Genomic DNA, 6138 nt, shown 5'->3' on the forward strand with positions numbered 1-6138 from the left:
GATAACCTCGCTTGTCCAAGTGCCCACTCCACCGGATACATTGGTCCAGAACCTGCCGTCCAATACCTCAAAGATACCACCGGTACGCGAAGAGCTCCACGCAGTGGCACCGTTGTCCACCACGTCACCGTTGGACAGGTCCTCGAAGTCCTCCAACCAGATCGTGCCGCCAGGGGAAACCTCTCCATACGTCGCCGTTACCTCCACATCCGAAGATGGCATCGTTACCGTGGTCGACGGACTGTTGGTGTCATCAACCCCCGACACATCGCCAGTCCAGGAAACGAACTGTTGCCCTGCTGGTGCCGCATCGGCAACGATGTTGACCACATCGCCCGCTACATAGCTGCCATCGCCGCTTCCGCTGTTCACCGTCAGCGCGTAAGTGGTTCCGCCGGTGGTCGCACCCGTCACCGTAACATTGTCGATAAAATAGTTCTCGTTGCCGCCGCTTACCAGCGATTCCACAACGATCTGTACCGTACTGCCCGTTAGGTCCCCCGAAACGAAGGTCTGCGGGTCGATGTCGTTGTTCACAAATCCGAACTCCACAGGTGTACCGCCGTCCAATATATAGAGCGCACGCACGAAATCCGCACGTTCCTTGTTGTCGTCGGAATCATCGACGTCCAGCGATAGCGATACCGTTCCGCTGATTGGAATCACCTCGCTTGTCCAAGTGCCCACTCCACCGGATACATTGGTCCAGAACCTGCCGTCCAATACCTCGAAGGTGCCCCCATCACGCGAAGAGCTCCAAGCAGTGGAACCGTTGTCCACCACGTCACCGTTGGACAAATCCTCAAAGTCCTCTAACCAGATCGTGCCGCCAGGAGAAACCTCTCCATACGTCGCCGTGACCTCCACATCCGAAGATGGAATCGTTACCGTGGTCGACGGACTGTTGGTGTCAGCGACACCGGACACATCGCCCGTCCAGGAAACGAACTGTTGGCCCACTGGTGCCGCATTGGCAACGATGTTCACCACATCGCCCGCTGCATAGGTGCCATCGCCGCTTCCGCTGTTCACCGTCAGTGCATAGGTCGTAATATCTATGGGGCCATATGTCGCCGTGACCTCTACATCGGAAGATGGCATCGTTACCGTGGTCGATGGACCGTTGGGGTCCGCGATCCCGGACACATCGCCCGTCCAGGATACGAACTGTTGCCCAGCAGGTGCCGCATCGGCAACGATGTTCACCACTTCGCCCGATTCGTAGCTGCCGTCGCCACTTCCGTTGTTCACCGTCAGTGCATAGGTGGTGCCACCTGTGGTCGCACCCGTCACCGTAACATTGTCGATAAAATAGTTCTCGTTGCCTCCGCTTACCAGCGATTCCACCACTATCTGTACCGTGCTTCCCGTTATCTCTCCGGAGATGAGGGTCTGCGGGTCAATGTCGTTGTTCACAAAGCCGAACTCCACCGGCGTGCCGCCGTCCAATATATAGAGCGCCCGTACGAAATCCGCACGTTCCTTGTTGTCGTCGGAATCATCGACGTCTAGCGATAGCGATACCGTGCCGCCGATAGGGATCACCTCGCTTGTCCAAGTGCCCACTCCACCGGATACATTGGTCCAGAACCAGCCGTCCAATACCTCAAAGGTGCCCCCATCACGTGATGAAGTCCATGCAGTGGCACCGTTGTCCACAACGTCGCCGTTGGACAGGTCCTCAAAGTCCTCCAACCAGATCGTGCCCACCGCCTGTGTAGAGAGGTACTTGTTGATGAGATATTGAAGGATTTGAGCATGCTCTGCCTCAGTAACTTCACGGTCATAAACCAATGCAGCCGCTACATCCAATTCTTCACCATTTCCAGTACCAGAAATTTCCTCACCAATCACGAAACGGCTAAATGTCGTATTGTAATCTCCCTTGACCACTTCGTCAATAAGCTGGTCGTCTTTATAATGTTTAACTGTTGCGCCATCATACCGTACAGAATGTACAAACCAGTCATCACCCGTACTGCCGTCATTGTTACCAATTCCATCTTCGGTTGAAGGCAGGTCGTTTCCGCCTCCCCAACCTTGTATGGCCAGTAAACCCGTATTATCATTGATGACAACACCGAAAGCCTGATTATTTGTATCTGTACCAAAAGAAAGACCGGTAGAAGTCTGAATGTCTTTATAATCTACAACAAAATAAACCGATCGCGGCCCGTCACCATCAGGTAATTCGGGACTAGGGGCGGTGCGTTCAAGCCAATCACCACTACCATCCAAAGAAATAGCGGCCTCACCAGTTGGTGTGGCATTAGCGACCAAAGTGGGATTCCCGGCTGCTACCAAATCCATATTTGTTCCTGCCGTGGAAAGCCATTCAGTAACAACCCCGTTCTCCCGCAACACATTAGAGTCCGATTCAAGTCGCGCTACCAAGCCATCGGTCACTGGAAACTCGTCAATGGATGTAGTATTCACCGTTATCATAACCGTAGCGCCATCCGTAAGCGTACCATCAGAAACTATATAGGTAAAACTCTCCATTCCTGAAAAACCAGCAGCAGAAGTGTAGGTTATTGATCCATTGGCATCTGCTTGCAGTATGCCTCCGTTACCCAAGGTAAATGGTCCATTGGCAATCGCTTGACCGTTAATCTCAGTAACCGTCAAAATTCCATCATCGATATCATTGAACAAAAGTCCAGTGGATTGAGGAATAAACAACTCTACTCCCGTAGTTGCCGTAAAATTATCATCGTTGGCTATGGGTTGTTCATTGGTGTTTTGATTTAAAAATGTTGTCTGTACATAATTTTCTACAGCTGTAAACTCAGAAGCATCCAATGCTTTACTGTAAATGAAGGCGGCTGCAACGCTTATGGGCGTAAAGCCGCCATTGAGATTTTGTCCTATCCAAAGTTTATCCAAAACAGTATTATAAGTCTTTGGACCACTGTCAATAAGTACCCCATTTAAATAGTGTTGAAAATTACTACCGTCAAAGACTACTGCGTGCGAGATAAATCCGCGTTGCAGACCCGTATTCGGGTCGATAACACCGTCGATATCGGTATTTCTATTATGTTGCTCTCCCCAACCTTGTAATGCAAGGTCATTCTCATTGCCATCCAATGTCAAACCAAAAGCTTGGTTGTCGGAAGAGGATCCATAGACAAGACCTGCAAATTCATTATTTGTAACAGTTTCATAATCCACCACAAAAAACACTGTCCTAGGTTGATTACCGATTGGGAAACCACTTAGGGCAGTATCTGCACTATCATTTCGGAATAAAAAATCCCCATCGCCATCCAATACAATGGCCGGTAGGCCCGTTGGAGTGGCATTTTCAACCAATTGCGGGTCTCCTAGTGCCAGAAGATTGTTTCCCTGACCGGATTCATCTAACCACTCGGTTACCGTAGAACCTATAGCACCTACCTTTATAAATGATTCCACCTGAAAAACGAGGTTATCGCTTACAGGGAGTGCACTTGACTCTCCCACCTGAATAGGGAGATTATTTGAAAATACAGCAGGAGCCTCGCCATCTGAGATGGAGAAAATCGCATTATAAGGTCCTGAAGTGTTTGCCGTATTATAGGTATGGGTCACCGAGATATTTCCATTGATATCGGGATTTCCAGTAGCATTTGGACTACCATCCCCAAAGTCAAGCACATAATCCAAGGAAGTGACGGGGTCATCAATATCTGTATCTATGACTGTTGCAGAAAATAATACGGATAACGGTGGGTCGCCAAAGCTTGGATTTGCTGAAACAGAAACAAATTGAGGCGGGTCATTGGGATCCCCAACCGTAATTAGAATTGGTTGTGATAATGCAGGCGTATTATCGCCATCGGTCACGGACAATACTGCATCATAGCTTCCTTCGGTCATATATTGATGGGTTTCTGAAATCGAACCAGAGGAATCAACATTGCCTGTTTCAGCGGTAGTCCCATCACCGAAATTCAAAGTAAATGAAAGGCTTTCCAAAGCCGTATCGACGTCACTCACCTCAGCACTAAAGGAAACTAAGAGTGGAGCATCACCTTCAGTGACATCGGCTGTAAAAGCATCAAGCACAGGAGGACGTTCACCTTCAAAGACGATACGTTGGACTTGACCACCAAGGGCGGTGTAATTTATATAATAAAGGGCTCCATCGATACCCTCCTCCAAAAAAATAATATTTCCGGCGTTGCCAGGTATTTCCGCACTCGGTTTGAATTCGAAATCGCCTTGTACCATTGTTCCAGTAGCATCAAGAACCAAATATCGTATGTAATTAGTTTCGTAATTACCGTAGAAATATACGCCGTCAAACTCATTGGGAAACATATTACCCCGGTATACAAAACCACCCGTAAGGGATGAATGGGGTATATCAAAAATAGGGGCGGAAAAGTAATCATCGTTTGATGGATCAGCCAAATCCATATCAGGTTGGGGAAAATCCTCAGGTTGAAAATTATTAATAGCCCCAGTGGGTTCAAAGTTTGAGACACCTTCATAAAAATTCCAACCGTAAAATACACCCGGTTGATTTAGCGAGGCCAAATGGATATCATCCGTTGAGGGACCTTGGTTACCCCCTACCTCACCAATGTAAAAATAACCATATTCATTATCCCATTCTGCACGAAACGGGTTTCTAAGACCATAGGCCCAAATTGACGGGTGTGGATCAAAAGAAGGGCCAAAATCAAAATCGGTGGTATCCGGATAAGGCCCATCCACAATACCATCAACATAAGGATTGGCAGGCCAGCCATCGGTACCATCAGGAATGGTACCATCCCGATTGATCCTAATGATTTTTCCACTGGTGTTCTCCACATTCAATGGCCAATTATCATCAGGGCCACCTTCGTTGCTATTAGAGGTGTTAAACTTGTCAGCACTGGTCAACCAGATTTTTCCATCTGGACCAAAATCCAGACCCCCTCCATAATGGCAACAACCAACAAATGCATCCGTATCAGTCCATAAAATTAATTCTGAATTGACATCTGCAGTACTAGCCAGACCTCCGGAGCCTTCAATATGGTTGAACTGCGCTATAACGGCCCGGTCGGTGTTTGAGCTACGGGTGTAAAACATATAGATTTGATTTTTTCCGCTCGAGGCATCTGGGTCAAAGTCGGGTGGGACCGCGATATCGAGCAATCCCCTTTCCAGTCCAGAATTGACGATGTTAGAAATATCCAAATACGTAGATTTATTTCCTGTATTCGGATCAGCAATTAGGATTTTCCCTCCTTTCTCAACCACCAACAATCGCCCATCGGGTAAAAACTCTAGGGCCAAGGGAGCTATAAGACCGTCTCTAATAATTCTTTCATTGGAAAAACCCTCCAAATCAAAAGGTCCTGTTTGTGAATAAAAATTCTGTGCACAAAAAATGCTCATTACAAAAAATGCCAGTAACCAAACTTTATTTGGCTTACTTCCGCATGGATTATATTTTAAGGATTTAGGCAGTGGTCTTTTATTTTTCATAATAGCAATTGATAAGGTTGGCTTTATAGAAATTGACTTTAATTTTATTTTTTTTGTACGTTAAAATAGATTGGTAAGTTCAGCATAGCTTTTGAATCAACTTCCTCATTAGATCTGCACAAAACGATATCATTGGAAAATGTAGAAGTCTCCCCGAATGGAAAGAGCGATGAACTCTTCGGAATAGAGTACTATTTTTCATGTTATGCTTGTTTGGTTATAACCATAACTAAGCAAGTATCATAGTGGTTTGGGGTGGGGTGAAATCACTAGAAAAAGGAGGATAACAATATAAACAAGTTTAATGACTAAAAAAGAACGTTCATTATACTTTTTATGATGAAAATACTATTATGTTTTTTTCATATTCAGTTGAGTCATTTTTTTTCGATGAAATACCTAAAAAAAGGGATTATGGTGAACTTTTGTTAAAACAAATCTCAAATGCTATTAAACAAACAGAAAGCTTAAAGCCTGCAAAAGCAAGGAGATCTCTTTAGAAACCCCTTGCCTTGCTATTTGTTTGAACATGTCGTCTGCCGTCCATGGCGAAAAATGGACCTTGTTTCATTCCCTACTTCACCTTTTTATGATTAATTGTCTAACAAAGGTTGTTCCTTCATCGTTCAATATATTCAAGTGGTACGCCCCGATTGGCAGATCATAAACCGG

1 protein-coding gene is annotated in these 6138 nt (G+C 46.2%); it reads right to left on the reverse strand.

What is annotated here, in order from left to right; translation table 11 throughout:
- Positions 1–5466: PQQ-dependent sugar dehydrogenase (locus RM706_RS16400; protein ID WP_311353358.1), on the reverse strand; the 5466-nt coding region annotated here is incomplete at its 3' end.
- Positions 5467–6138 lie beyond the last annotated feature (672 nt).

It is taken from the genome of Croceitalea rosinachiae (genome assembly GCF_031846445.1).
In the GTDB taxonomy this organism is placed as follows: Bacteria; Bacteroidota; Bacteroidia; order Flavobacteriales; family Flavobacteriaceae; genus Croceitalea; species Croceitalea rosinachiae.